At 69.3% G+C, this 26087-nt stretch carries 24 protein-coding genes and 1 pseudogene; 15 read left to right on the forward strand and 10 right to left on the reverse strand.

Annotated features, from left to right (window positions below; all coding sequences use genetic code 11):
- Positions 1-41: 41 nt before the first annotated feature.
- From ACFYWI_RS13015 to ACFYWI_RS13025, 3 genes and pseudogenes are all read left to right on the forward strand, one after another.
- Positions 42-272 (forward strand): annotated as a pseudogene (locus tag ACFYWI_RS13015) (methylmalonyl-CoA mutase family protein); the annotation flags it as partial.
- A gap of 278 nt (positions 273-550) precedes the next feature.
- Entirely contained in the window at positions 551-952 is a 402-nt protein-coding gene (locus ACFYWI_RS13020) for a hypothetical protein (RefSeq protein WP_389229807.1), read from the forward strand.
- A 60-nt stretch (positions 953-1012) separates the two neighbouring features.
- Positions 1013-1777 carry an SDR family NAD(P)-dependent oxidoreductase gene (locus ACFYWI_RS13025; protein ID WP_389229810.1) on the forward strand — a complete coding sequence of 255 codons (765 nt, stop codon included), beginning with the start codon at positions 1013-1015 and terminating at the stop codon, positions 1775-1777.
- 47 nt (positions 1778-1824) lie between these two features.
- Here the strand turns inward: ACFYWI_RS13025 and ACFYWI_RS13030 are convergent, their stop codons facing one another.
- Positions 1825-2751 (reverse strand): ScbA/BarX family gamma-butyrolactone biosynthesis protein, encoded by a 927-nt coding sequence (locus tag ACFYWI_RS13030; RefSeq protein ID WP_389229813.1) that lies wholly within the window; start codon positions 2749-2751, stop codon positions 1825-1827.
- 119 nt (positions 2752-2870) lie between these two features.
- Here ACFYWI_RS13030 and ACFYWI_RS13035 point away from each other — a divergent pair, with 119 nt between their 5' ends.
- The 6 genes from ACFYWI_RS13035 (at position 2871) to ACFYWI_RS13060 (ending at position 11205) form a co-directional block, all read left to right on the forward strand.
- Entirely contained in the window at positions 2871-3506 is a 636-nt protein-coding gene (locus ACFYWI_RS13035; RefSeq protein WP_389229816.1) for a ScbR family autoregulator-binding transcription factor, read from the forward strand.
- Positions 3507-3955: 449 nt separating this feature from the next.
- The gene (locus ACFYWI_RS13040) at positions 3956-5104 is read left to right on the forward strand and encodes an IS701 family transposase (protein WP_389229820.1); all 1149 of its coding nucleotides are present in this window, start codon (positions 3956-3958) and stop codon (positions 5102-5104) included.
- 160 nt (positions 5105-5264) lie between these two features.
- The gene (locus ACFYWI_RS13045) at positions 5265-6107 is read left to right on the forward strand and encodes a BTAD domain-containing putative transcriptional regulator (protein ID WP_389229823.1); all 843 of its coding nucleotides are present in this window, start codon (positions 5265-5267) and stop codon (positions 6105-6107) included.
- A gap of 58 nt (positions 6108-6165) precedes the next feature.
- Positions 6166-7542 (forward strand): NADP-specific glutamate dehydrogenase, encoded by a 1377-nt coding sequence (gdhA, locus tag ACFYWI_RS13050; protein ID WP_389229826.1) that lies wholly within the window; start codon positions 6166-6168, stop codon positions 7540-7542.
- Positions 7543-8351: 809 nt separating this feature from the next.
- A complete protein-coding gene (locus ACFYWI_RS13055; RefSeq protein WP_389229829.1) occupies positions 8352-9392 on the forward strand; it encodes a hypothetical protein in 1041 nt (346 codons plus the stop codon).
- A 127-nt stretch (positions 9393-9519) separates the two neighbouring features.
- Entirely contained in the window at positions 9520-11205 is a 1686-nt protein-coding gene (locus ACFYWI_RS13060; protein WP_389229832.1) for a class I adenylate-forming enzyme family protein, read from the forward strand.
- Positions 11206-11293: 88 nt separating this feature from the next.
- Here the strand turns inward: ACFYWI_RS13060 and ACFYWI_RS13065 are convergent, their stop codons facing one another.
- Entirely contained in the window at positions 11294-12583 is a 1290-nt protein-coding gene (locus ACFYWI_RS13065) for a M6 family metalloprotease domain-containing protein (protein ID WP_389229835.1), read from the reverse strand.
- Positions 12584-12890: 307 nt separating this feature from the next.
- On the opposite strand from ACFYWI_RS13065, the gene ACFYWI_RS13070 reads away from it, so the two are divergent.
- On the forward strand, positions 12891-13508 hold the full coding sequence (locus tag ACFYWI_RS13070; RefSeq protein WP_389230090.1) for a TetR/AcrR family transcriptional regulator: 618 nt from the start codon (positions 12891-12893) through the stop codon (positions 13506-13508).
- Positions 13509-13667: 159 nt separating this feature from the next.
- The gene (locus ACFYWI_RS13075; RefSeq protein ID WP_389229838.1) at positions 13668-15194 is read left to right on the forward strand and encodes an MFS transporter; all 1527 of its coding nucleotides are present in this window, start codon (positions 13668-13670) and stop codon (positions 15192-15194) included.
- 104 nt (positions 15195-15298) lie between these two features.
- On the opposite strand, the gene ACFYWI_RS13080 is transcribed toward ACFYWI_RS13075, so the two are convergent.
- On the reverse strand, positions 15299-15823 hold the full coding sequence (locus ACFYWI_RS13080; RefSeq protein WP_389230093.1) for a MarR family winged helix-turn-helix transcriptional regulator: 525 nt from the start codon (positions 15821-15823) through the stop codon (positions 15299-15301).
- A 115-nt stretch (positions 15824-15938) separates the two neighbouring features.
- Here ACFYWI_RS13080 and ACFYWI_RS13085 point away from each other — a divergent pair, with 115 nt between their 5' ends.
- Complete coding sequence (locus ACFYWI_RS13085; protein WP_389229841.1) at positions 15939-16721, forward strand: dioxygenase; 783 nt, start codon at positions 15939-15941, stop codon at positions 16719-16721.
- A gap of 79 nt (positions 16722-16800) precedes the next feature.
- Here the strand turns inward: ACFYWI_RS13085 and ACFYWI_RS13090 are convergent, their stop codons facing one another.
- Entirely contained in the window at positions 16801-17394 is a 594-nt protein-coding gene (locus tag ACFYWI_RS13090; RefSeq protein WP_389229845.1) for a GNAT family N-acetyltransferase, read from the reverse strand.
- A gap of 148 nt (positions 17395-17542) precedes the next feature.
- On the opposite strand from ACFYWI_RS13090, the gene ACFYWI_RS13095 reads away from it, so the two are divergent.
- Positions 17543-18541: an RNA polymerase sigma factor RpoD/SigA gene (locus tag ACFYWI_RS13095; protein ID WP_389229849.1), complete on the forward strand. Its 999-nt coding sequence runs from the start codon at positions 17543-17545 to the stop codon at positions 18539-18541.
- 51 nt (positions 18542-18592) lie between these two features.
- Here ACFYWI_RS13095 and ACFYWI_RS13100 read toward each other — a convergent pair whose 3' ends face one another.
- A complete protein-coding gene (locus ACFYWI_RS13100) occupies positions 18593-19555 on the reverse strand; it encodes a helix-turn-helix transcriptional regulator (RefSeq protein ID WP_389229852.1) in 963 nt (320 codons plus the stop codon).
- 63 nt (positions 19556-19618) lie between these two features.
- On the opposite strand from ACFYWI_RS13100, the gene ACFYWI_RS13105 reads away from it, so the two are divergent.
- Positions 19619-21133 (forward strand): MFS transporter, encoded by a 1515-nt coding sequence (locus ACFYWI_RS13105; protein ID WP_389229855.1) that lies wholly within the window; start codon positions 19619-19621, stop codon positions 21131-21133.
- A gap of 148 nt (positions 21134-21281) precedes the next feature.
- Here the strand turns inward: ACFYWI_RS13105 and ACFYWI_RS13110 are convergent, their stop codons facing one another.
- The 3 genes from ACFYWI_RS13110 to ACFYWI_RS13120 all read right to left on the reverse strand — a co-directional run bounded on the left by ACFYWI_RS13110 (position 21282) and on the right by ACFYWI_RS13120 (position 24510).
- Positions 21282-22115 (reverse strand): DUF6227 family protein, encoded by an 834-nt coding sequence (locus ACFYWI_RS13110; protein WP_389229860.1) that lies wholly within the window; start codon positions 22113-22115, stop codon positions 21282-21284.
- Positions 22116-22222: 107 nt separating this feature from the next.
- Positions 22223-23275, reverse strand: coding sequence for a P1 family peptidase (locus ACFYWI_RS13115; protein ID WP_389229863.1), 1053 nt, complete (start codon positions 23273-23275; stop codon positions 22223-22225).
- Between the two features lie 14 nt (positions 23276-23289).
- On the reverse strand, positions 23290-24510 hold the full coding sequence (locus ACFYWI_RS13120) for a low temperature requirement protein A (protein ID WP_389230096.1): 1221 nt from the start codon (positions 24508-24510) through the stop codon (positions 23290-23292).
- Between the two features lie 151 nt (positions 24511-24661).
- Between ACFYWI_RS13120 and ACFYWI_RS13125 the strand changes: the two genes are divergently transcribed.
- Entirely contained in the window at positions 24662-24865 is a 204-nt protein-coding gene (locus tag ACFYWI_RS13125; protein ID WP_389229867.1) for a hypothetical protein, read from the forward strand.
- Between the two features lie 23 nt (positions 24866-24888).
- On the opposite strand, the gene mscL is transcribed toward ACFYWI_RS13125, so the two are convergent.
- Both mscL and ACFYWI_RS13135 read right to left on the reverse strand, forming a co-directional pair.
- Entirely contained in the window at positions 24889-25449 is a 561-nt protein-coding gene (gene mscL, locus ACFYWI_RS13130; protein WP_389229870.1) for a large conductance mechanosensitive channel protein MscL, read from the reverse strand.
- Positions 25450-25521: 72 nt separating this feature from the next.
- Entirely contained in the window at positions 25522-26037 is a 516-nt protein-coding gene (locus tag ACFYWI_RS13135; RefSeq protein WP_389229873.1) for a hypothetical protein, read from the reverse strand.
- Positions 26038-26087 lie beyond the last annotated feature (50 nt).

Here is a 26087-nt window from a genome sequence, read left to right on the forward strand (position 1 = left end):
GCCCAGTAGCACCAGTGGATGGTGAAGACAGACTCGGGCCGGCCGAACGCCTCGCCAAACTCCGCCCCTGGCGCGACCAGGAACGGGTGGACCACTCGCTTTCGCTCGTACAGAGGGCCGCTGCGGGAACGGACAAGGTTCTCTACCCCATGATGGACGCTTTGGCGGCCGGTGCCACGGTCGGCGAGGTGTGCGACGTCCTTCGCGCGGTGTGGGGCAGCTGTTACATGCGTGGTGGCAAAGGCGCTGGGCATCCGGTTACTCAAGGATGAGTGTCCGAGGGATTGCCGACTCTATGTTCTCCATATGAGTCTTCGGCTCCACGCGTTCCCCTCTGTGTTGCTGGACTCACCGATGGCGTTGTGTTGCCTCCCTCACAGTGCGGCACTCAAGCCCCGTTGCTGACGGTGCGGCCACCGAACAACGAATGCGCGGGTGTGTACGAGAAATGCCTGGCGGAACAGGAAACGATCCGGGAAACAGCGAGATGTGGATAGCTGCCATCGGTCAGCGCTTTGTGGACGCGTTGAACGAGGGATTGACGAGGTCGGTGGAGTCACGGGCCTACGCACTGCCCGGACAGCCCTCCGGCGGTGCCGAATTGCCCGATCCCTATGCGGCCGCGGTGCTGCGGCGTTTCGCAGCCTGCCTGCCGGCCGCCCTCGCCCGGGAAGATCGGCACGACGCCGCGGCGCGGTCCGCGGCGGTGAGCCGTGCCCGGGAGCTGCTGACCGAGGCCTTCGGGCTCGCCGCGCCGTCGTTCCCGTCCCATCCGGACGCGGAACCACCGATCCGACACGAAGCGTTCGTCTCTACGCTGCTGCTGGAGTGCGCCGTGTTGGTGGTGCTGGAGCAGGGGACGTTCAAAGACTCCTGTCGTCGGCCGGCCGAACTTCTTCGCGCCCTCGGCCGGTCGGTGCGGGAATCCTCGCTGAGCAGCGAGTCGGCATGAGCCCTGGGTACCACCAGAGCTCCCATCCGCCGCGCGGAAAGGGCCTGTCAGACTTCAGCCATGACCAGTGATCTTCTTGCGGGGAAAGTCGTTCTCGTCACGGGGGCGAGCAGCGGTATAGGGGCGGCATCGGCGAAGGTGTTCGCCCGTGAGGGCGCGACGGTGGTGGTGACCGCCCGAAGAGAGGACCGTCTGGCCGCACTCGTCGAGGAGCTGCGCGGGGAAGGAGCGGAAGCCGCGTACGTGGTCGGTGATGTGTCCGCTCCCCAAGACGCGGCCAGGGCAGTCGACTTCGCCGTGGGCGAGTACGGGCGGCTCGACTCGGCATTCAACAATGCGGGAATCGGCGGCGACCGCACCCCGCTGCACCTCATGTCGGACGACGTGTACGACAGCATCATGGACATCAACGTCCGAGGCGTCTTCAACTGCCTGCGGCACGAGATCGCGGCGATGCTGCAGAACGGCGGCGGCTCGATCGTCAACAACAGCAGTGTGGGCGGCCTGGTGGCCATCCCCACTGCTGCTCCCTACATCGCCTCCAAGCACGCCGTCGTCGGTTTCACCAGGGCCGCGGCCGACGAGTACGCCAAGCAGGGCATCCGCGTGAACGCGGTGGCCCCGGGAACCACCCGCAGCGAGATCACCACCGATTGGTTCGGACGCAACCCCGGCCTCGAAGAACTCGCCAACTCGCTCACCCCGCAGGGGCGTACGGCGGAGCCCGAGGAGATAGCCGCCGCGGCCGCCTGGTTGCTCAGTGATCGCTGCCCGTTCCTCACCGGCGTCGTCGTACCGGTGGACGGTGGCTTCGTGAACCAATGACCTTGTGCGTCCGGGCGGGCTGCGCGTCGCCCGGACGCACAAGGTGATCAATTCGTCATGCCGTCGAGATCGACCGTGAACGCGATCTCCCCGCCCTGGACCCCGCGGACTCGAAGGGAGAGCGCGTCCGGGTCGGGCGTGGGGAGAGTCTCGGCCTCGATCCAGCAGGGCCGGTCGAACTCGACATAGCGTGAATAGCGGGTGGAAACCCCGGTGGGTGAAAAAGGAACCGGAGCAACGAGCGCGTGTGCTGCTTGTTGCGCCGCCTCCAGCAGCACAAGCCCCGGCACGTGGTCGACCGGGTGGTCGAAGAGACGGGTGTTGGCCACGACGTTCCGAAGCAGCCAACGGTTTGATTCTTCACCGGGCGACAGGACCACGTCGACGGTGTCGTGTCGGCCGACGAGCTCAGGGGCGACAGGGGCCGGAACCGGCCAGTCGGCCCATTCGACACTGGCGTACTCACCGCGCAAACGCCGGTAGACCGGCGGGGATATCCAGCCGAACTCGGAATCGACCCGAGCCACGGTGACGTCCCCGTGCAGAATGTGGAGGCTCACGCGTAACGCGCTGGGTTTCCTCCGGCCGCGCTTCGGTTCCGATACGTCGAGCTCGACGCGCAGGGCCGAGGTCTGGTCGCGAGGAGCCCGAAACCCCGGTGCGATGGTGATGTCCAGGGTGTTCAGCAACGTTTGGTGGTCCAGTGGGACGTCGTACTCGGCATGAGCTACGACCAGACCGCTCTGCCGGATGGTCTGGGCGAGGATGCGCGGATCGTACGGCAGGTCCCCCTGGACGGCAGGCCACCTGATGTCCAGCGTGAAGGCATGCGCCCCGCTGCGCTCCCAGCCGACGACGAGTATCGACTCGTCGCGCTCGAGGTGCGTGTAGGCACCGAGGGGAGACGATCTCGTAGGGGACGAGCTTGGCTGTTGATGGTTTGAAAGGCGTGGCGCAAGGGCTATTTCCGACAAGGCCCCCCCTGTCTTGGCGGTGGAAGATGCGCTGTTAAAGTACCGGCTCTCCGGTCGGTATTGACCGTAGGTAAACGTGAGTTCAAACACTAGTAAAGGGAGCATCATGGAGGCGCGAGTTGGCTAGGCAGGAGCGTGCGGTTCGTACGCGCAGGATGATCCTCGAGACCGCTGCCGAGATGTTCAACGAGCTTGGTTACGACGCGACCACCATCGGTGGGCTCATCGAGCGAATGCAACTCACCCGAGGTGGGCTGTACTTCCATTTCACCTCGAAAGAGCAACTGGCGCGCGCCGTGCTCGACGAGGCGGTGACTCTGGAGGGGGTCGCTCCGCAGACGTTCAAGCTGCAGGAGTGGGTGGACGCGGCGCTGCTCCTCGCCTACCGCCTGCCCCGGGAGCCGGTGCTCAGTGCCTCGATACGGCTGTCCGTCGATCCCAAGGCCCGCAACCTGTTCGGCACCCGGTGGCCCGACTGGATCGAAGTGGGAAACGGGCTGCTCAACGAGGCAAAGGAGCGGGGCGAGTTGCTGCCCCACGTCGATCCGAGCGAGACGGCCCGGCTGTTCGTCGGTGCGTGGACCGGAGTGCAGCTGATCACGGAGACACTGCCGGACCGCAACCTGTCCGAAGAGATCTCGAGCATGTTCGCGCTGATGCTTCCCAACATCGCCTGTCCCGGCGTCCTGGCGAAACTGGACACCTCCCCGTACCGCGCCGAGCGGTTGCTCGAGGCCGCCCCGCTGGCCTCGTGACCATGCCTCCGGATGCGTGGCGGCGTCCGGCTGCGATCACTTGACAACGTGCCGACGAGCAAGGCGTGCCGTCGGCCGGATGGGCCTGCGGTGTACCTCTGATCACCCGATGGTCCCCCGTCTTGTCTGCCGTCAAGAGTGTTCAACGATCCCGCTTTCCCGCGATCCCGCGAGTGGCTCCCCGCATAACATATGCCTTGGCCGGTTTCCCTTCAACTGCTTAAAATGTCACCAGAGTTAACTATCGCCGTGATCCGGTGACGCAGCGTCACGAGCCTGAGTTCATGAGGGTCTGGGAGAGGCCGTCGGTGGGCCGGGGCGCCCCGGCCCGAGAAGCATCCCTGTATAAAGAAACCGGATGACTGGCCTCTATTGGGGAGTGGGGCCGCATCGTCAGGCGCGCAGTGAGTCCAGTGTCTCGCTGTCCACCGTCGCATCCTGGGGGATCCATGAACCGGAACGTTCGGCACCATGACGGCACAGGGGAAGAGCACCCCTCGCGCCCTTTGCTGGACGCCGAGCTCAGTGCCCACCTGTTCGGCTCGCTGCAGCGCGCCGGCCAGCGCCTCAAGGCGGAGCAGTACGTCCGCGGCTTGTTGGCGCTGCCGGGTCGCAAGACGCTGCGCAACATCGCCAGGCAGTTCGACGGGGCGGCGGCCCAGCAGAGCGTGCATCACTTCATCAGTACGTCGCCGTGGGAGTGGATGCCCATACGCCAGACCCTGGCCCGCCACGTCCAGCGGACGCTGGCCCCTGAGGCCTGGGTCATCAGGCCCACCGTGATTCCCAAGGTCGGGTCGCACTCGATCGGCGTCGACCAGCAGTACCTGCCTCATCTGGGGCAGGCCGTCAACGGCCAGCAGGCGGTGGGGGCCTGGCTGGTCTCGGGCCGCTCCGCAGTGCCTGTCGACTGGCGACTGCGCCTCAGTGGCCGGTGGCTGGAGGATCCGCTGCGACAGCGTGCCAGCATCCCCTCCGATGTCACCGCCGGAAGCCTGGAGGCGTGTGTACGCGAGTCGGTGGCTCATGTCGCCGTCGCCACCGATGTCCAGGCCGGCCCCGTCGTGGTAGACGTCGAAGGCATCGACGCCGTGGCGCTGGCCCGTCATCTTTCGACCACGGGCTTCGCCTGTCTCGTACGGGTGGGAGCTGACGCCCAACTACGCCTGGATCGAACCAAGTTGCCCAAGTACGGCGATCGAGAGCGGACGGCGGGGGAGCTCGCCGCTTCGTTGATCCGCCTCAGGCATCGGGTCAACCCGGGTGACGGGCCCACGATGGCGGCGGCGATCCCCGTGGTCGCGCCGCCGGGCGGTCGGGGTGACGGCATGTTGCTCGTGGGGGAGTGGCGCGGCGGGGCGGCGGATCCGCGGCTGTGGCTGACGAGCGCCGACGCCCCCTCGCTGGCGACGCTGCTTCGGCTCACCCGGCTGCCGTCCGTGGTGACCCGTGACTTCGCCGCCATTTCGGAGAGCGTGGGCATGACGGACTTCGCGGGACGTTCGTTTCCTGGTTGGCACCGCCACGTCACGCTGGCTTCGGTGGCCCATCATGTTGCCGCCACGCAGGGCACGAGACTGCCGTCGCGCAAGGCCTGAGGTCGGCGGGCGACCTGGACCAATTTAACCTACCTACCGTCCGGTAACGTGACATTCTCGCTCTCCGTCGTGATGACCTGGCGGCCCCGGTTCCTTAACGTCGGGATCAACACACAGCACCGTCACGGGGGCGGGGGCGCCGGAAACAGGAGCGTGCGTAGTGCAGTTCAACCTCATCGGACCCTTCGAGATCGTGACCGATGACGACCAGGCGTACGCTCCGAAGGCGCCCAAGATCTGTCAGATGCTCGCGGTGCTGGCGCTGCAACCACGCGAGGCCGTGGGCACCGACACGCTCGTCAGGGAACTGTGGGGCGAGGACGCGCCGAGCAACGCGATCAGGACACTGCAGACGCACGTCTACCACGCGCGCAGGATGCTCGAGGACGCACAGGGCGACGCCCCCGCGCGCACGCTGCTGGTGACCCAAGCGCCCGGCTACCGCCTGGACATCGCCGACGACGAGGTTGACGTGCATGTCTTCGAGCGATTCGTGCGGCGGGCCCAATGGGAGCTCAACCAGGGATCCCCGGAACGGGCGGCAAACCATCTCAGGCGGGCCCAGGCCCTGTGGCGCGGGCAAATGTTGAGCAACGTATCCGTCGGAGTGGTGCTCACGGGGCGCATTGCCCACCTCGAAGAACTCAGAATCCGCGCCCTTGAGTTGCGTGTGGAGACCGAGAACCAACTGGGTCGCTACCGGGAGTTCCTCCCGGAGCTGCGCACTCTGGTCAACGACCACCCGCTGCACGAATGGTTCCACGGCCAACTCATCTCGGCCCTGCATCGCGCCGGCCGCCGCGGCGAGGCCCTGCAGGCTTACCAGGACCTGTACAACATCCTCAAGCGCGAGCTGGGCCTGGAGCCTTCCGCGGAACTGCAACGACTGCAGGCCGAAATCCTCCACGTGGACGACCACGACGCGGTACGGCTGAGGCCCCGCAAGGGCGCTGTGTCCGAGTCTGCCTTCACCTCGCTGTGGGCAACCGCCGTAGCCAGCTGACGGGTTCGACCTCCGCCTCCGCCCCTGCGCCACCGACCGACTGGAACGGAACGACCCCATGCCGAAGTACCCGACCGAAGCGTCGAGCGCGGCCATCCCCACCGCACTCGACTCCATCAAGGCCGAAGTTCTGCGCCGCAACCCCGGCGAGCCCGAGTTCCACCAGGCCCTTGCCGAAGTCCTCCACTCCCTCGCACCGTTGCTCGCCGCGCGCCCCGAACTGCTTGACGCCGGCCTGCTCGAGCGGATCGTCGAACCGGAACGCCAGATCATGTTCCGCGTGCCCTGGCAGGACGACGCTGGCGCCACCCGGGTCAACAGGGGCTTTCGGGTGGAGTTCAACAGCGCACTCGGCCCCTACAAGGGCGGTCTGCGCTTCCACCGCTCCGTCAACCTGGGCGTGGTGAAGTTCCTCGGCTTCGAGCAGATCTTCAAGAACGCGCTCACCGGGTTGAGCATCGGCGGCGGCAAGGGCGGCAGCGATTTCGACCCGCGCGGCCGCTCCGACGCCGAGGTCATGCGCTTTTGCCAGTCGTTCATGACCGAGCTGTACCGCCACATCGGCGAGCACACCGATGTGCCGGCCGGCGACATCGGCGTCGGCGGCCGGGAGATCGGATATCTCTTCGGCCAGTACCGGCGGATCACCAACCGCTGGGAGGCGGGTGTCCTCACCGGCAAGGGACTCCAGTGGGGCGGCTCCAACGTCCGTGCCGAGGCGACCGGTTACGGCAACGTCCTGTTCGCCGCCGAGATGCTCGCCAAGCGAGGCGAGGACTTCGAAGGACAGCAGGTCGTCGTATCCGGCTCGGGCAACGTCGCCATCTACTCCATCGAGAAGGCCCAGGCCCTCGGTGCCAACGTGCTGACCGCATCCGACTCCGGCGGGTACGTGGTGGACGAGAAGGGCATCGACGTCCAGCTCCTCAAGGAGATCAAGGAAGTCGAGCGAGCCCGCATCAGCGAGTACGCCGAACGCCGCGGCGGCTCGGCCCGCTATGTCAGCGGCGGACAGGTGTGGGACGTCCCAGCGGATGTGGCGCTTCCCTCGGCCACCCAGAACGAACTGGGCGCCGGCGGCGCCGCGACGCTCGTGCGCGGCGGAGTCAAGGCGGTCTCCGAGGGCGCCAACATGCCCTGCACCCCGCAGGCCGTCGAGATCCTTCGTGAAAACGGGGTGGCCTTCGGCCCCGGCAAGGCCGCCAACGCCGGCGGAGTCGCCACGAGTGCCCTGGAGATGAAGCAGAACGCCGCCCGAGACTCGTGGAACTTCGCCGATGTCGAGGACCGACTGCGGACCATCATGCGCGGCATCCACGACATCGCCTACGAGACATCCGAGAGTTACGGAGCCCCCGGGGACTACGTCCTCGGTGCCAATATCGCCGGCTTCGAGCGGGTGGCGGAGGCAATGGGCGCGCAAGGCCTCATCTGACCGCACCGGACCGACCGACCGGAACGTGATGGTCGGGGATCCGCCACCGGACCCCCGACCATCACGCGGCATGCCCGCTGCGCTCGGCGCGAGCGGAGGTGAGTCGACGTTCGGTGGAGGCCGCGAGTACAGGGCGGTGGGCTCCGGGCGAGGGGAGGTGAGTCGGATCGGCGTACGCCCCCGCCAGGGATCACCCTGTGTGCCCTGCGCGAGCGGAGGTGAGTCGCCGCTTCTCACCCTCGCCCTCGTCTCTGTTGCCGCCGCCGGCGGCAGAAGGGGCTGATCGCGGAGTTCAACGACCGGCTGCGTGGGCGGGTCCGCGAGCGTGAGGGGCGTGAGGCCGAGCCGAGCGCGGGGATCATCGATCCGTAGTCGGTGCGGGCCGCGGCTTCGGTACCGTCCGTCTCACGCGGCTACGACGGCCAAGGCGCTGACCTGGGCCTCAGGGGTTTTCGACAGATCCCATGAAGGCGCTGGTGGTGCTGCGGCCGGTAAGGCTGCGCCACCGCGGACAATGTAGCGGGTGGCGCTCCGGCTCGGCCGTGTGCCCGACGGAGCCCCGGGACGCCGGTGGATCAGTGCCCGGGGCCGGGACGGCCGGGAGTCCTTCCGCGAGTTCGTGCTCCCCTTCGGGCGAGGCGCTCGACATGTTCGTCGTGTCGGGGAGCAACGGCTTCCCGGTACTGGTAGCCGTTGAGGATCCGCAGCATCCCGACATCGCGCAGTACCCACCGGTCGCCGATCTGTCCGCCTTGTTCGTTCATGGGCATCTGCGCCGCGGGTCCGGAAAACCACGCACAGGAGTCGACATGTCAGTCTCCCTCCCGGCCGAGTCGGTCGAGCCGGCCGAGTCGGTCCTTTCGGCCGAGTCCATCGAGCCCGTCGCGCCGCCCGAGCCCGTCGCGCCGCCCGAGCCCGTCGCGCCGCCCGCGCCCGCCGAGCCGGCCGCGTCCTTCGAGCCGGCCGAGTCGGTCCTCACCCGGAACACGATTCCGCTCCACGTGCCCGACCTCGACGCCAGATTCCGGATCAAGGTCCGTTCCCTGGTCGCCCTGTTCGCCCCGCTGATGTACGACGGCCTGAGCAGTCAGGTGGATGTCACCGCACTGCGCGGACGGGGCGTGGTGTCCGTTGTCACCCATCTCGACTTCCGCCGTGGGGACGCCCCGGCAGCCGTGGCCGCTCCGCTGCACACCACCGTCGAGACGCGCCACAGTGAACTCTCCGGCGAGGGCCCGGGGCATCCGAGCAGCCGGTTCGGGTTCGACATCGGGTACACGTTCGCGACCCCGCTGGGCGCCGGCGAGACGCGCAGGTACCGGGAGCAGCTGTCCAAGGAGCCCCGCGAGTGCGGTGAGGGCCGGATCGTTCTGACTCTGTTGCGGCCTTTCGGGCCGCCGGCCGAACGCCTGGTCCGCGAGCCCCAGCCGGAGCTGGCCCACTTGCGGCTGCACGTGCTGGAGGAGCCGCATCCGACCGTCGAGTCGCTGAGCGAGTTGGGGAGCGGATACGTCGAGGAGGCGGTGGGACCGGTCGAATTCCAGGGCCGGTACGGTCTGCAGCACACCGATGTGAACCAGTACGTCTACACCGGCGAATACACGGCGGTGATGGAGGACATGGCCACCCGGCTGGTGGCCGAGGCGGGGCTGCCCGCGGCCGATCACGCCGTCAACCGGATCGCGGCGGTGTTCAAGGCCCCCTTCTCGGCCGGGGACAGCTACGTGGTGCGCGGCCGCCTCTTCCGTGACGGGGAACGCACGGTGGCGCTCGTGGGTGTTCACGCCGTCGGCCCCGAGGGGACCTGGCTGCGCCCGTGGGTGTTCGGGCGGGTGGAAGGGACATGCTGACCGCATCCGGACGCGGTCCCCGTCCCGGCTGACCGCGTCCCGGTGGCCGATACATGAACCTTGACGCGATCGGGGCCGCCGCATAGCGTCGCGCACGTACTGAGCAAGCGCTTAGAGAGGGCGACTCGTGCCGCACCCCGATCCGTCCGTCCGCCCCGAGGACGCCCTGACCGCACCCGGTGCTCCGTTCGAGGTCATACGCGCGGAGGACGGCGGGCTGCAGTATGCGACCGGGCCACGCACCCTGCGCGAGTTCGTGGAGGCGACCTGGGCGTTCGGGGAGCGGCCGTTCCTCGTCGCCGAGAGCCGGACGTACACGTACGGGGAGTTCTTCGCCGCCGCGAGCGCGCTCGCCCGGCGCTTCGTCGAGGAGTACGGGCTGCGGCCCGGCGACCGGGCCGCCGTCGCCATGCGCAACCACCCCGAGTGGCAGATCGCTTTCTGGGCCACCCAGTTGGCGGGCCTGGTGGCCGTGCCGCTCAACGCCTGGTGGACCGGGGAAGAATTGGCGTACGCGCTCGACGACTGCTCCCCGCGCGTGCTGCTCGTCGACGGGGAACGGCTGCCGCGCATCGATGCATGGCGGGTGCGGCACGGCGTCCGGACCGTCGTCTTCCACTCCGAGGGGGCAACGGGCGAGGGCGTCGAGCGGTACGAGGACTTCGAGGCGCCCGATCCGCTCGCCGCGCCGCCCGCCGTCGAGGCAGCGGCCGAGGACGACGCCACGATCATCTACACCTCCGGGACCACCGGGCGGCCCAAGGGCGCGGTCGCCACCCAGCTCGCCCAGGCAGGGGCCGCGGCCAACCCGCGGTTCCACGCCACCGCCGCCGCACTCGCGCGCCACGGGGTGCCCGCGCAGGTGAAGTCCCCCGTCGCGCTGATGACCTTCCCGTTCTTCCATGTGGCCGCGTTCACCACGCTCTACGCGATGATGGCGACCGGCGGCACGCTCGTCCTGATGCGGAAGTGGGACGCCGATCAAGCTCTCGCGCTCATCCAGAAGCACCGGGTCACCCACTACTCCGGCGTGCCGACCACCGCGCTCCAGCTCCTCGACGCCGCGGAGCGGGCAGGTTCCGAGCTGGAGACACTCACCAATCTGAGCACCGGCGGGGCCGCCGCCCCGCCCGACCTCGTGGCCCGGCTGACCGCCCGCCACGGGCGGCGCATCGAGCCGCGCAACGGGTACGGGCTGACCGAGACCAGCGGGGGCGTGCTCGCCAACTACGGTGACGCGTATCGAGAACACCCGGGCAGCGTGGGCCGCCCCGCCCCGGCCACCGAGGTCCGCATCGCCGGTCCGGCCGGGGAGGCGCTGCCCGAGGGCGAGGTCGGCGAGCTGTGGCTGCGCGGCCAGTCCCTCGTACGTGGCTACTGGCGCGACGAGCAGGCGACCGCGGACGCCTTCCGGGACGGCTGGTTCCGGACCGGCGACCTCGCGACCGTGTGCGACGGCCGGGTCAGCATCGTCGACCGGATCAAGGACATGGTCGTCCGCGGCGGCGAGAACGTGTACTGCGTCGAGGTCGAGGCCGTGCTGCACGATCACCCCGATGTCGCCGACGCCGCCGTGCTGGGAGTGCCGCACCCGGTACTGGGGGAGGAGGTCGCGGCCGTCGTACAGCTGCGCACCGGAGCCTCGGTCACGGTCGACGAGCTCAGGGGGCATGTCGGCAGGACGCTCGCCGCGTTCAAGGTGCCCGCCCATGTGCTGGTGCGGGACGAGCCGATGCCCCGTAATCCGACGGGCAAGATTCTCAAGCGCGAGCTGCGCGATCCCGTACGGGAGCACCTGTTCGGAAGCGCGTGATCCGCTCGTACGGGATCACCGGCTCACGAACCCGTGATCCGCCCGGTGCCGGAGCACTTCACGAACCCGTGACCCGCCCCTGGACCCCTCACCAACGCGTGATCCGCACCCGGTAGACGCCGCCCCGCTCCTCGCGGATCACGGAGATGCGTACATCGTTCCTGCTGTCCGTGAAGGACTGACCGGGCTGGTAGGGCGCGTCGGACAGCTCCGCGTGCACATTGGGCCGCCGGGTGCAGCCGCCGCTGTCCCGTTCGCTGTCCGCGACGGTCACTGGGCCCCGCCCGGTGTCCACGCCCGTTCTCACCCGGTAGATCAGCACGCCCGGCTTGCAGACGGCCTCGTCGTTGCCGGCGCGGGTGCGTACCTCCACCGCGTAGCCGGTGTCCTGGCTCACCGGCACGATCGCCAGCTTGGAGCCCCCGCGGGCGGCGAGCGGGGTCAGCGCGTATTCGGTGGTGCCGGCGGTGGCTGCGCACCCGACCTGGCTGTTGTCCAGCCAGCCCAGCTTCCACTTGTGCCAGCCCAGCAGATCGTTGTTGGCACCCCAGTCCTCGGACATGATGTCCCAGTGGCCGACCGCGCCCCCGCCGTGGGGGGTGTAGAGGTCGGGCAGACCGAAGACATGGCCGTTCTCGTGGGGCAGGACGCGGTAGCCCGTCTCCGCGTACGAGCCCGAGCCGTCGTCCTGACGGCTGTAGACGAAGGACGTGTTGGCGAGCGGCACCCCGTCCGCGTAGGGCGCGTCCTCGTTGCCGGAGAAGGTCACCGACAGCACGGTGTCCAGGGCGGAGGGCCCGGCGTTGGGCGTGACCAGCACATTGACCAGGTCGTAGCTGCTGAAGTCCACCTTCGGGTCGGCGACCGAGACGAGGTCGTGGACGAGCCGGCGGTAGCCCGGTTCGTAGGGTGAGCCGCGCTCTATCCCGTACGCGGCGAACGGCATCGGCATCCGCAGCCAGTCGTCTATCGGGGCGTGCGCCCGGTAGCTGAGTCGTCCGTACGAGCTGGTGCCGAACCATTTCGACGTCTGCGGGAAGAACTCGGCCAGCCGGTCCCGGGCCGCGCCCTCGCCTTCCGCGTCCGGGAAGTCGATCATGAGGTTCAGGGCGCGTATCTCACCGGTCGAGCGCACGTACCCCGGCGGCGTCGGCACGCCCTCCGACATCTGCACCCCGAGTGTCGCGGGGATACGGCACGGTCCGAGCCCGGTCGATTCGGGGGCGGTGGCCACGGGCCCCGCCGAGGCCCTCGTGGGGAGCGGGAGCGTCGCGCTCGCGGTGGTCAGGGCGGCGAGCGCGAGGGCGCCGAGAGCGGCCAGTCCGCCGAGCCGACGGGAGCCGCTCCCGGTGCGTATTCGGTGGCGCGTCTGCTGCATCCGATCGCCTTCGGGTCCGCGGCAGCAGGCCGGACCCTGGCTGCGCTCTGTCCCGAAACAGCCTGGATCGGGTAGGTGCGGGGCGCCCGTCGGGTGGGCCGTACGTGGGATTTTTCGGCGGTCGAGGACTAGGCGAGGTGCATGTGACTCAGGTCACGGCGCGGCAGGGAAATAACCGGGGACCCTTTCCCCGTTTGAACCCGTGTCCCCGCGAAACGGGGAGACGATCCCCGGTTCACGGGACGCGAGGAAGCCGGAACAGAGAGGGAGTGGAGCTGTGAGCCCCGCCGCCACCGAAACGCGCCGCATGTCGCGCCCGCGGGCCGACGCCCTGCGGAACCGCGAACGGATCGTGGCGGCCGCGCGCGAGATGTTCGTGGAGCACGGACCCGAGGTCCCGCTCGACGAGATCGCCCGCCGCGCCGGCGTCGGCAACGCCACGCTCTACCGCCACTTCACCGACCGCGCGGTGCTCATCCGCGAGGTCGTCCTCTCCGTCATGTCCCGCACCACCGAACAGGCGGAGACGGCTGCGGCCGAGGAGGGCGACCCCTTCCTCGCGCTGTGCCGCTTCGTTCACCAGGCCGCCGACGAACGGATCGGCGCCCTGTGCCCGATGCTCTCCGGCAGCTTCGAATCCGACCACCCCGACCTGCACTCCGGGCGCGACCGTCTCGAGGGGGCCGTGCAGGGACTCGTGCAGCGGGCCCAGTCGGCGGGCCGGATGCGCGCCGACGTCGCCGTCGGCGATCTGCTGGTCGCCCTGTCCCAGCTCACCAGGCCGCTGCCCGGCACCGCGTGCCTGAACATCGACCAGTTCGTCCACCGCCATCTTCAGTTGTTCCTGGACGGCCTCGAAGCGCCGGCGCGCTCCGAGCTGCCGGGCGCGGCCGCGACCCTGGAAGGCCTCCGGAGCAGCTCGTGACGAGTTGAGTCCGCCGTAGGCCTTCACGTTCCTCACCCTTGCACAGCAGCCCTTTTGCACAGCAGTCCTTTGACTCGCACCCACTCATTCATCCCTCATCCGTCCCGCGTGGACAGGCGTCCCGCGTGATCTCTCCGCAGTCCTTAGGTGGCCAGACCCATGCCAAAAACGCCCGACATCTCACTCCCTGATGCCAATCGCTGGAAAGCCCTGGTCTTCATCGCCGTTGCCCAGCTCATGGTGGTGCTCGACGCGACGATCGTGAACATCGCGCTCCCCACCGCCCAGCAGGACCTCGGCATCTCCGACGCCAACCGGCAGTGGGTCATCACCGCCTACGCCCTCGCCTTCGGCGGACTGCTGCTCTTCGGCGGCCGTATCGCCGACCTGTGGGGCCGTAAGCGCACCTTCGTCCTCGGCCTGATCGGCTTCGCCGCGGCGTCGGCGCTCGGCGGCGCCGCGAACAGCGAGGCGATGATGCTGGGCGCCCGCGCCCTGCAGGGTGCCTTCGGTGCGCTGCTCGCGCCCGCCGCGCTCTCGCTGCTCGCCGTGATGTTCACCGATGCCAAGGAGCGGGCCAAGGCCTTCGGTATATACGGTGCGATCGCCGGTGGCGGTGGCGCGGTCGGCCTGATCCTCGGCGGTTTCCTCACCCAGTACCTCAACTGGCGCTGGACCTTCTTCGTCAACATCCCGTTCGCGATCGTCGCCGCCGTCGGCGCGTACCTCGTGATCCGGGAGCCCGAGGGCGCGCGCAACCGCTCGTCCCTCGACATCCCTGGTGTCGTCCTGTCCACCCTCGGTCTGGTCGCGCTGGTGTACGGCTTCACCCGCGCCGAGTCCGCCGGCTGGTCCGACGGCCTGACCGTGGGCATGTTCGTCGCCTCCGCCGTGCTGCTTGCGGCGTTCGTACTCACCGAGGCGAAGGTCAAGGCGCCGCTGCTGCCGCTGCGCGTGCTGACCGAGCGCAACCGTGGCGGTGTCTACCTCTCGCTGGGGCTTGCGATCATCGCGATGTTCGGGCTCTTCCTCTTCCTCACCTTCTACCTGCAGGTCGTGAAGGGGTACTCGCCGGTCGAGACGGGCTTCGCCTTCCTGCCGATGATCGCGGGCATGATCGCGGGCTCGACCCAGATCGGCGCCCGCCTGATGACCCGCGTCGCACCGCGGCTGCTGATGGGCCCCGGCTTCGTCGTCGCGGCGGCAGGCATGCTGATGCTGACGCAGCTGGAGATCGACAGCTCGTACGTGGGCCTGGTCCTGCCCGCTCAGGTGCTGCTCGGCCTGGGCATGGGTACGGCGTTCATGCCGGCGATGTCGCTGGCCACGCACGGGGTGAACCCGGCCGACGCGGGTGTCGCCTCCGCGATGGTCAACACCTCCCAGCAGGTGGGCGGTGCGATCGGTACGGCGCTGCTGAACACGATCGCCGCGTCCGCCACGACCGCCTACATCACCTCGCACGCCGCCGGGGCGACGGATCCCAAGCTGCTGCAGCTCCAGGCAATGGTGCACGGGTTCTCGTCGGCGATCTGGTGGGCGGTCGGCATCCTCGTGGCCTCCGCCGCGATCGCGTTCACGCTGATCAACACCGGGCGTCCGGAGATGGGTTCGGCGGTTGCGGGCTCGGGCTCGGGTGACGCCGAGGGCGTGGACGAGGTCAAGATCCCGGTCATCGCGCACTGAGCGACTGCCGGCCATGACCGGGTGAGATCACGTATGAGTGAAGGGGCCTGTCCGGGTGGATGCACCCGGGCAGGCCCCTCTCGTACGACGGCGGCCGTGGCGGCTCACCTCAGCCAGGGCAGATCCGCACCGGTGTCCTGCGGCTGCAGCCCCTTGGCCATGACCTGCATGATCGCGCCGAGCTGCTCGACCTGCTCAGGGGTGAGCCGGTCGAACAGGGCCTGGCGTACGGCCTCCACATGGCCGGGCGCGGTCCGCCGCAGCACGTCGTGGCCCGCGTCCGTCAGCACGGCGTTCTGGCCCCGTTTGTCGGAGGGGCAGTCCTCGCGGCGCACCCAGCCGTTCTTCTCCAGGCGGGCAATCGCATGGGAGAGCCGGGACCGGGTGATCTTGGCGTCGATGGCCAGTTCGGTCATCCGCAGCCGGCGATGCGGCGCCTGGGCGAGCTGGACGAGCAGGCCGTAGTAGATGTGCGGCATTCCGGCGTCGCGCTGCAGCTGGCGGTCGAGATGGTCCTCGAGGAGGGTGGTGGCGTGCAGGTAGGCGCGCCAGACGCGCTGTTCCTCGTCGGTCAGCCAGCGCGGCTCGCCGCCGCTCCCGCCGATGGATGCCGTGTTCATGTATCCCACTGTAAGACCCATCCTTGAAAGTTTAACTATATCGCGTTAGGGTCAGTTTTAGCTTGAAGATTCAAGCAAAGTGATCACTCGCAGCAGTCCTGCCAGGAGTGGAGAGGAAGCCGTCATGAATGCCACCCCGGTCGCGGAGCGCATGCCCGCCCTGTACCTCTCGCACGGCGCCCCGCCGCTCGCCGACGACCCCGTCTGGCCCGGCGAGCTCGCCGCCTGGTCCGCCGGTCTGCCGCAGCCCAAGGCGATCCTCATGGTCTCCGCCCACTGGGAGGAGGCCCCGCTCGCGCTCGGCGCGACCGGGACCGTCCCACTGGTGTACGACTTCTGGGGCTTCCCCGGGCACTACTACCGGGTGCGTTACGACGCCCCGGGCGCGCCCGGGCTCGCCGACTCCGTACGCAAACTGCTGCGCGGCGCGGGCACCCCGGTGCAGGACATCCCGGACCGCGGCCTCGATCACGGCGCGTACGTCCCCCTGGTGGAGATGTATCCGGAGGCCGACATCCCGGTGCTCCAGATCTCGATGCCCACGCTCGACCCCCAGAAGCTCATGGGCATCGGGCGCAAGCTCGCTCCGCTGCGGGACGAGGGCGTACTGATCGTCGGCAGTGGTTTCTTCACCCACAATCTGGCGGCGCTGCGGCACAGCGGGACTCCCGGCTGGTCGGCGGAGTTCGACGACTGGGGGCGGCGGGCGCTGGCGGCGGCCGATGTGGATGCGCTGCTCGACTTCGAGAACAAGGCTCCGGCCGGCCGGCTCGCCCATCCGCGCACCGAGCACTTCGCACCGCTGTTCGTGACCCTGGGGGCCTCTCAGGGGGAGCTCGAGAGCGGCCGGAGCGTGATCGACGGCTTCTGGATGGGCCTCGCGAAGCGGTCGGTGCAGTTCGGCTGAGGGCGCGGCAGGGCTGCCCGGAACGGTCGGGCTGCTGGTGCCGGCAGGGCTGTCGGCGCGGTTCGACCGGCCCGGCGACTCAGTCCTGCGTCAATCGCTTCTCGTACCAGGCCACGTCCCAGTACCGGCCGAACTTCCGGCCCACCTGCTCGTAGGTACCGATGTGGCGGAAGCCGAAGCGCGCGTGGAGCCTGGCCGACGCCGCGTTCGCCCCGCCGCCTTCGGCGGAAGTGCCGACGGCGATGCCCGCGTAGGCGCGGTGCAGGTCCTCGTCCTTCAGGGCCTCGAAGAGCGCCTCGTAGAGAAGGGTGCCGATGCCCCGGCCCGTGGCCCTCGGGGCGCAGTAGACGCTGACCTCGACGGAGGTGGAGTACGCCGCCTTGGGCCGGAAGGGGCTGCTGGTGGCGTAGCCGAGAATGCCGGCGGTGGAAGAGCCCGCGGGGCAGCCACTCGAAGAGCTGTCGACATTCGGGACATCCTGAGCAACCAGAAGGCGGTAGGGGCCGTCTTCTGGGTAGGAGAGCAGCCAGTCGCGGCGCTGCTCGGGAGTGAACGGCGCCGTGTCGAACGTGATGGGGGTCTCGCGCACGTAGTGGTTGTAGATCTCCGTGAGAGCTGCCAGGTCGGCTGCGGTGCCCGCCCTGACCTGCACCTCTGTACCTTCCTGCGGCATTCGGCCTCCCCTGATGGCCGGACAGGGTACTGCATGATCCCGAAAATCGATGCACGCGTTGGGAATTCTGTCCGGATTCCAGTCGTTGTTTCCATCGGATGCAGGGCACCCGGGAGGGTGTCGCGACCTACTCAGCAAGGGAGCACGCATGGCAACCCGTGCCGTCGCCCGTCGGCAGTCCGACTCCGGTGGGGCGCAGAGGGCAAGCAGCGTTCGCGCCGTGGGCGGGGAGATCGCCGACCGCGACCTGGTCGGCATGTATCTCGATGAAATAGCCCGCACGCCACTGCTCGACGCTGCGAAAGAGGTCGAGCTGTCGCAGACCATCGAGGCCGGGGTGTATGCCCGGCAGATTCTTGACGGAGAAGTGGAGAGCGAAGCCGGGGGCGCCACCCGCGAAGAGCTCGAGGCGCTGGCTGCCGAGGGCGAGCGCGCGAAGGACATCTTCATCCGCTCCAACCTCCGCCTGGTCGTGGCTGTCGCGCGGCGCTATCCGCGCAGTGGGCTGCCGCTGCTCGACCTGATCCAGGAGGGCAATGCCGGTCTGGTCCGCGCGGTCGAGAAGTTCGACTACGCCAAGGGCTTCAAGTTCTCCACCTATGCGACCTGGTGGATCCGCCAGGCCATCACGCGCTCCATAGCCGATCAGTCCCGCACCATCCGGCTCCCCGTGCACCTGGTGGAGGAGCTGGGCCGGATCCGCCGTGTCCAGCGCGAGTTCAACAGGGAGAACGGCAGGGACCCGGAGCCCGCGGAAATCGCGACCGAGCTCGGCTCCACGGCGGAGCGGATCGCGGACGTCCTGGACTGGGCACGCGACCCCGTCAGCCTGAACATGTCGGTGGACGACGCGGGCGAGACGCAGTTCGGTGATCTGCTGGAGGACACCTCGGCGGTGTCGCCCGAGCAGTCGGTGCTGACGCTGCTGCGCAGCGAGGAGCTCGACGACCTGATCGGCAAGCTCGACCACCGGACGGCTTCGATCATCCGTATGCGGTACGGCATCGAGGACGGCCGCGAGCGGACGCTGACCGAGGTCGGCAAGGAACACGGCCTGACCCGCGAGCGGATCCGGCAGATAGAGAAGCACGCGCTGCTGGAGCTCAAGCGGATGGCCCGCGACACGGGCTTCGACGCGGCGGCATAGCGGGGGCTCGAGACAGGCGGCCCCGGGGCGCACTCCCCGGGGCCGCCCGTGTCATGCCGTTGCCCGTGTCAGGCGGGTCGCCAGGTCCGTCACATAGTCGTGCAGTGCCGGCGGGCCGTGGACCGTGAACTCGCAGTCCACCAGCGCCAGTCGCAGGGCCAGCCACTCGATCGAGTCCGCGGCGCGCACCCGCAGCCGGCATGTCCCGTCACCCGTCGCGACCGGTGCGCCCAGCGTCTGTGGCAGCCGGGCCGCCACGAACGAGGCAGGCGCCGCGAAGCTCACATCGACCTCGTGCTCCTGCTGCCGCCGCGACATCGAGTGGCGCAGCAGTTCCGTCGCGTCGTCCGCCGCGGGCACCTCCCGCGGAGTGAAACGCGCCCCGGTGGCGAACGGCTCGGTCACCCGGTCCACGCGGAACGTACGCCAGTCCTCCCGCTCGAGGTCGTACGCGACGAGGTACCACCGGTGGCCCGTCGAGACGAGGCGGTACGGCTCCACCTGGCGTCGCGACTCGAGGCCGTCACCCGCGCGGTACGCGAACCGGAGCCGTTCGCGCCCGGTGACCGTGCCCGCGATGACCGTCAGCGTCCGCGGGTCGATCGTGGCGCCGTCGCCCCGGGTGAGCGGGATCGTCGCGGCCTGGAGCGTGGTGACGCGGTGCCGCAGTCGGGACGGCAGCACCTGTTCCAGTTTGGCCAGAGCTCGTACGGAAGCCTCTTCGATGCCCTCGATGGCGTGACCCGCCCCGGCCCGCAGTCCGACCGCGATCGCGACCGCCTCCTCGTCGTCGAGGAGCAGTGGGGGCATGGCAGCGCCCGCGACCAGGCGGTATCCGCCGATCGAGCCCCTGGTCGCCTCGACCGGGTAGCCGAGGTCGCGCAGCCGGTCGATGTCGCGCCGGATCGTGCGCTGGCTGACGTCGAGGCGCTCGGCAAGCTCGCTGCCGGGCCACTCGCGCGGTGTCTGGAGGAGCGAGAGCAGATTCAACAGTCGTGCCGGAGTGTCCGTCATGTCCCCCAGGATGCCCTGGGTCTAGGACATGACCTGACCTATATCACCTCTAACTTTCTTCCTATGAGTTCACAGTCCGCCGTACCGGGTACGGCATCAGACCGCCGTCGCTGGATAGCGCTCGCCATCGTGATGACCGCCGCCTTCATGGACCTGGTCGACGTCACCATCGTCAATATCGCGATCCCCAGCATCCAGAAGGATCTCGGTGCCTCGTTGGGTGCCATCCAGTGGATCACCGCGGGTTATGCGCTCGCCTTCGCCGCCGGTCTGATCACGGGCGGCCGGCTCGGTGACATCTACGGTCGCAGGCGGCTGTTCCTGATCGGCATCACCGGCTTCACGCTCGCCTCCGCGCTCTGCGGTTTCGCCGCGAACGAGGAGATGCTGGTCGCCTCCCGCCTGCTGCAGGGCGCGACGGCCGCCCTGATGGTGCCGCAGGTGCTGGCGATCATCCATGTCACCTTCCCGGCGCATGAACGCGGCAAGGTCTTCGGTCTGTTCGGCGCGATCATCGGGCTCGGCGCGGTCTCCGGCCCGCTGCTCGGGGCGCTGCTGACCCAGTGGAATCTCTTCGGCCTCGAGTGGCGCCCGATCTTCCTGATCAACCTGCCGGTGGGCATCGCGGGTCTGCTGCTGGGCCGCAAGTTCATCACCGAGTCCCGCGCCCCCAAGGCGCTCCGGCTCGACCTGGTCGGCGTCGCGATGGTCACGCTCGGCCTGCTAATGCTGATCTACCCGCTGACCCGCGGGCGTGAGCTGGACTGGCCGCTGTGGGGTCACCTGTGCATGGCCGGCAGCCTGCTCGTGTTCGCCGCGTTCGTCGTGTACGAGAAGTACAAGGCGCGCAAGGACGGCTCGCCGCTGGTCGAACTGTCGCTGTTCAAGGTGAAGAGCTTCGCCGCCGGTATCGCCGTTCAGCTGACCTTCGGCATCGTGATGGGCATCTTCTTCCTGGTCTGGACGCTGTACATGCAGAGCGGTCTCGGCTGGACCCCGCTTAAGGCGGGTCTGACCGGCGTGCCGTTCTCCATCGCGGTCTCGGCTGCGGCCGGGATGTCCGTACAGATGCTGGTCCCGCGCTTCGGCCGGAAGGTGCTGCAGGCCGGCGCGGCGACGATGGCCGCCGGACTGCTTCTCTACATCTGGGAGGCCGGTCGGTACGGTACCGAGATCCAGTCCTGGCAGATGATCGCTCCGCTGGTGATCATGGGTGTGGGTATGGGCCTGATCGTGGCCCCGCTGACGGACGCGGTGCTTTCGGACGTCCCGCGCGAGCACGCAGGCTCGGCGTCCGGTCTGATCAACACGACCGGCCAGATGGGCAATGCGCTCGGACTCGGCCTGGTGTCGGTGGTCTTCTTCGGGTCGATCGACGACCGGATCGCACCGAGCGCGGTGGGCAAGGCCTTCGTGGAGGCGTTCCAGAACTCGCTGTGGTGGGTGGCCGCGGTACTGGGCGTGATCTTCGTGGTGATGTTCTTCCTGCCGGCCCGCCCGAAGCAGCATGTCGAAGGCGCGGAGGAGGAGTTGACGCCGGTGAAGAGCGCTGATCCGGAGCCCGTGCTGGCGCACTGACCGGTACGGCCTGCCGACGATGCCCGCGTCACTCCGGTGGCGCGGGCATCGTCATGCTGTGGCCTGTGGCCTGTGGCCTGTGGCCTGTGGCCTGTGGCCTGTGGCCTGAGGTCCCGTTCCCCTGTGTCCGGGGCCGTCGTCGGCCGGGTCAGCGACGCACCTGTGCGCGGAGCTCCACGGCCTCGCGCGCGGTGTGCTCGGTGTCGTACACCTCGCACATATGGCGTCCGTCGGGCGTCGCCGTGTGCTCGACCTCCCACAGACTCCTCTCCGTGCCGTCGAGCAGCAGGAACGCGTGCTCGTACAGCGTGAAGCCCGCGTCCTTGCCCGCCACCCGGAACTGGCGGCCGAAGACCTGCGTGATGTGGTGGGCGAACGCCGCCCGCAGCCGCAGAGCCGTCTCCTCGCCGGGCCGGTCCGCGTTCTCCGCACGGCGCAGTACGCGGCGGGCGTGGTCCGCCGAGTCGTCCGGCACATACACCGGCGGCGCCGGATCCGGCGGCGGGGACATCAGCGAGGCGAGCAGCTCCAGATCGGCGTCCAGGTCCGAGCCCGGGGTGATCTCGTCCAGGCAGCTGTCCGTGGTGGTCAGGAACTCGGAGCCTGCGAAACCCGGAAAGCCGGCCGGCAGCCGGGATGCGGCGAGCCGGGCCTCGGATTCCTCGGCGTAGACCTCGTGCTGATCGGCCGCCTGGTGCTGATCGGCGCCGTCCCGGCCGGTGCTGTGCACCAGCTCCCACAGTGTCAGCGAACTGCCGTCGCCGAGCAGATACGTATGACGGTAGGTGGCGCGGTGCAGAGCCGCGCTGTGGTGGGAGGAGTGCAGCGAACTGGCGTGTGCCAGCGCCGACTCGAGCCGCCCGACCGTCGCATCGGGCAGATCGAAGGAGTTGAGCGCCCGACCCAGGAGTCGCTCGAGGTGCGTCTCGGTTGTCTCGTACGGCTCGTTCTGCCCGTCGTTCTGCTCGGTCGGCTCGTTCAAGATGGGTCTCCAGGCCGTCGCCACACGTCACTTGCTGGTTGCTAAACGTAGCGCCTGGGTCCGACAACGCGTCCCGGGTTCGGCAAAACGAAGCAGCCCGAGGTACGTCACTCGACCCCGTACAGCTCCCGGTACGAAGGGAAGACACCGCCCGGCCCCTCGATGCTCCGTGCCGCCAGTACCGCTCGCCCGATCGCACGCGTCACCACGTCAGCACCCGCGGCCAGCACATCGTTGAGGGCGAGGGGGCGTGCCGAGTCGAGGCGGGTGGTCCCCGTGGCGAGCGCGAAGACCGTGTCCCCGTCGTTGAGGAGATGGACCGGACGCACGGCGCGCGCGATGCCGTCGTGCGCCGTCCCCGCGAGCTTCTGCGCCTGGGAGCGGGTCAGATCGGCGTCGGTGGCGACGACGGCGAGGGTGGTGTTCAGCGGCGCCGGCCCGTTCCTCTCGCGGGCTTCGGCCAGCCGCAGCTGCGCCGCGGCATGGACCGCGGGCAGCGGGGTCGGGATGCGCTCCGCCGGCTCGCTGACGTACCCGCCGTACAGCGCGCCCGTGTGGGGATCGACCGCCGAACCAACCGCGTTCGCCACCACCAGAGCGGCGACGGTGATCCCGGACTCCAGCACCGTGCTCGCGCTGCCGATGCCGCCCTTGAGCTGCCCGACGACCGCGCCGGTCCCGGCACCCACGCCACCCTGTACGACCGGTGCGCCTTCGGCGGACGCGGCCGCCGCCTCCACCGCGGCGCGTCCGGTCGCCGTGTCGGGCCTGGCCCTCCAGTCGCCGCCACGGCCGAGGTCGAAGACGCATGCGGCCGGCACCACCGGAACCACCTGCCACGGGTCGGGTCCGACCCGTACGCCCCGGCCCTGCTCCTCCAGCCACGCCATAACCCCGGCCGCCGAGTCGAGCCCGAACGCGCTGCCGCCCGTCAGCACCACCGCCTCGATGCGCTGGACCAGGTTGCGGGGGTCGAGGGCATCGGTCTCCCGGGTGCCGGGCCCGCCGCCCCGTACGTCGACCGCGGCGATCGCCCCGCCCTCGGGCGCGAGGACGACGGTGGTGCCGCTGAGTGCACGGTCCCCGGGGACCTGCGCATGGCCGACCCGTAGACCCCTCACATCGGTGAGGCCGTCTGTCGCTGCGTCAATCCTGTCCATAACGCCCATGCGTATCACGGTAGTTGGGGTCGAGTGTGGCGGACGGGGCGGGTGGTGAGGGTCACACCGACCGCGACGGTCGCGGCGGCGACCAAACCGGCGGCGAGCACCGCCCAGCGGCCCGTGAAGGTGCAGACGAGCATGGCCGCTCCGCAGGCCGGCAGTGTCAGTTGCTGCGCCAAGCCGCGTTTGAAGTGGCGGGAGTGCAGAAGCCACACCATCAGGACGAAGGCGGCGGCGGGGATCGTGACAGTGGCCGCCGCGGCCGTGGTGGAGACATGGGCCTTGTGGACCGCCTCCTCCACAGCGACCTCCAGGCCCGCGCCGATCGCTGCGGCGGACGCGAAGATCAGCAGATGCCCGTAACCCCAGGGAATGGACTGACGGTTGGAGCCGAGCCGCTCGTGGGCGGGCGCCGCGAAGTAGACCCACCAGGCGGAGAAGACGATGAGAAGTCCGCCGCCGGCGATCGGCAGCAGTTCGTCCACCGCATCGGTCTCGTCGAGCGCGGACTGCACACCGGTGGTGGCCGCGTACATCGTCTCCCCCAGCACGATCAGGCTGAACAGGCCGTATCCCTTGGCGATGTGGTGCGGGTGCCACGGGGTCTGGTGGTCGCGCTCGGCGATCAACGGAACCAGGAGCTCGGCCACTGCCACGATCGGGAACAGCCAGCGCCGCATGTTCTCGGGGGCGGCCAGCAGCGCCACCCAGGCCGCCTGGCAGATCACGAGGCCGGCGGCGTAGCGGGCATTGGTGCGGCGGGCCGGCCCCGGCGGCTCGGATGCCGCGGCGCGCAGCCACTGGGCGGTCAGGGCGACCCGCATCACCAGATAGCCGATGACGGCGACGGTCCAGTCGTTGTCGACGAAGGCACGCGGCACGCCGGCCGCGTAGATCAGCACGCCACTGATCTGGATAAACGTGGCGATGCGGTACGGCACGTCGTCGCAGTCGTAGGCCGAGGCGAACCAGGTGAAGTTCATCCAGGCCCACCACACGCCGAAGAAGACATAGGCGTAGCCGATGCTTCCGTCGGCGTAGTGGCCTTCGGCGAGCGGGTGCACCAGTTGCGCTCCGGCCTGGGCGACAGCCACGACGAAGCACAGGTCGAAGAACAGCTCCAGCGGCGTGACCGCGCGATGGGGCTCGCTACGGCTGCGGGCCTTCATACGGCGCAGCGGGGGGGTGGCCGGATCTGCTCCTGCGCGGTGGTCCGGTGCAGGTGTGGACATCATCGGCCCAGCACACCAGAGCGGTCAGGGCACGCCAGGCGGGACGCGCGCGCCGCCGCGCCGGGTCACTCGGTCACCGCGCGAGGGGCTGCCGTGGAGCGGTCCCCAGGACCGCTGACGCAGCTCTGCCTCGCCGCCGTACCCTGGAGGTATGAGCACCGCCCCCACCTCCGGACCGCGTGCTGCGAAGCAGCCCCGGCAGCAGCCCAAGCCGAAGCTGATCTTCGACGATCCGCTGGACCAGCAATCCTCGGACGATACGGACCGTGGGTGGGGCGAGCGGCCTCCCGCTGGTGGCGACAGCGCCGCGGATCTGGCGCGCTTCCTGGACGAGAAGCCGCCCCATCACGTCTGAGCCCTCACGGGCCCGCGCTGTCGCTACCGGCCGCTGCCATGCCCCGGGGCGCCCGGCGGACCCGAAGCGCCGGAAGTACCCGACGGGCCCGAAACGGCAGACGGACCCGAAGTACCCGACGGACCCGGGGCACTCGTACCTCGCTGTGCCACCAAGGCGTCGCGGATCTCTTTGAGGACCTCCAGCTCGCTCACCTCCAGCGTCTCCTGCACGCCTTCCTTCGCCTTCTGTATCTCGGCCCGGCGCGCGAGGTACTTCGACATGGGCAGCACCATGAGGAAGTAGACGACGGCCGCAGTGATCAGGAACTGGAGCGTCGCGCCGAGCACGGAACCCCACATGATCTGGATGCCCTGCATCTCGCCGTTCACGAGCTTGCAGGGGTCCTTCAGGCAGGAGGCGTAGGAATCCAGTTCCTTCGTCCCGAAGGCGCCGACCAGCGGATTGATCACCCCTTTCACCACGGCGTTCACGATGTTGGTGAAGGCGGCACCGATGACCACCGCCACCGCGAGGTCGATCACGTTGCCACGCATCAGGAAGGCCTTGAAGCCGTCCAGCACGCTTGGCTTGTTCTTGCTCACGAACGAATCTCTTTTCCGATGTGCAGGAGGAGAGGGGGGCTGCGGGGCAACCTACGGCACGTCGGTTACGGGTCAGCACATGACTACCGTCAGTCGGGAGCTCGCTCCCGCACCGGCCAGCTCGGCCGCGGTCGTGCGCGGTACGGACAGCACTACCAGCGCGCCGCCGTCCACGGAACTCTCGAGCACCTCCGGAACTTCGGCCACCCGGGCCCCCGATGCCACAACCTTCGCTTCCCCGCCTTCCCCCACCGGGGAGTTCACGGACGCGATCACATCGACCCGGTCTCCCGGGCGCAGCAGCCGGACCGTCGCGGCGTCCGCGATCCGTACCGGAGCGGACACCAGATCCGCGGCCGGCCGTCGCTCGTGCGCCGGGGCCGCGGCCGCCAACACTCCGCCGCCCTGACCGCGTTCGCCGCGCGGCCCCAGTGGATCGACCGGGCCGTCCGGTCCATGGGCGCTCGATGCGGCCAGCGCGGCGGCCGTCACCGCCAGGCCGGCCGCCATCGCACGCCGCTTCCGGCGCATCGCCCGTCGTAGCCGCTGCGCCCCGCCTCGTACCCGCAGCGGAGCGAACGGCGGCACACCCAGCGGCTCCGGCGCCGCGGACGCGGGAAGCGGGGGTCCGGGGAACG

The organism is Streptomyces sp. NPDC002889, assembly GCF_042888425.1.
In the GTDB taxonomy this organism is placed as follows: domain Bacteria; phylum Actinomycetota; class Actinomycetes; order Streptomycetales; family Streptomycetaceae; genus Streptomyces.